Origin of the sequence: Chondromyces apiculatus DSM 436, from assembly GCF_000601485.1 — a bacterium.
Taxonomy (GTDB): domain Bacteria; phylum Myxococcota_A; class Polyangia; order Polyangiales; family Polyangiaceae; genus Chondromyces; species Chondromyces apiculatus.
The window spans coordinates 1-820 of the sequence record NZ_ASRX01000173.1 but is presented as its reverse complement, the minus strand read 5'-3'; the positions used below and the strand labels follow the sequence as shown (position 1 = coordinate 820).

At 54.5% G+C, this 820-nt stretch carries 1 protein-coding gene; it reads left to right on the top strand.

Translation table 11 applies throughout. The features are described from left to right. Positions 1–117: 117 nt before the first annotated feature. Complete coding sequence (locus CAP_RS51785; protein ID WP_156041699.1) at positions 118–342, top strand: hypothetical protein; 225 nt, start codon at positions 118–120, stop codon at positions 340–342. Positions 343–820 lie beyond the last annotated feature (478 nt).

The following is an 820-nucleotide window of genomic DNA, read 5'->3' as shown; positions in this document are numbered from 1 at the left end:
GCTGGGGTCGTCGGGAAAGCTACCCTGGGCGCGGGATCAACCCTCACCAGGCTAGACCCACGATCTCTGCTGTCGCGACAGGGGCCCACGGAGATGAGTGTGGCCAGAGTGAGCAGCATGGCTGAAGATATGATGGTGAACCGATTCTCGTGGTCACGCGCTGGGGCGATCGAGGCATATGAACGCGATGGAGTCTACATCATCCAAGATGGTCACCATCGTGCTGCTGCGGCAATCGAGGCAAGTGAGCCGTCTGTTCCGGTCAACGTCACGGCGGTGACGAGCGAATCTCAGTGGACAGACCTCATGATCGAAGTACGTGAATCCATGGAAATTCGATGAATGAAGCAAAAATATACCGTGAGCTAGAAGCATTCGCTTTCCTCCAAAGAACGCTGCTTCTTCGCTGGCGAGAAGCTTGTCCTACAAGTGTAGATACGAAATCGCTCCTAGATTTTCCAAAGAGAGTGTCGGTTGAAGCAGAGGGACAAACATTTCTAGCCAGGCGACATGGTGCAGGCGTTGCTTTCGAAGGGGAAGGTCTTCTGGTGGATGTGCCACATGGCATCACGAGCCCAGACTGGTTCGATTCTGATCGTTTCTATGATTACTTGAAAGCACGCGGTTTGCTCGAGTTGTTCAGCGCGAGCGAGAACCCAAGAGAGACTCTCTTCGAGATCTTCAAGAAGTGGGCAAGCGATGGACGGCTACGCCAACGTCACGATTACCTAGGACGTCCGTTGTTCGCCTTCTCCTTGGTCCCTGACTCGTAACACGAGGGTGAGCAAAATCCGGTCGTGGCCCAGCCCTGGTCCACCCA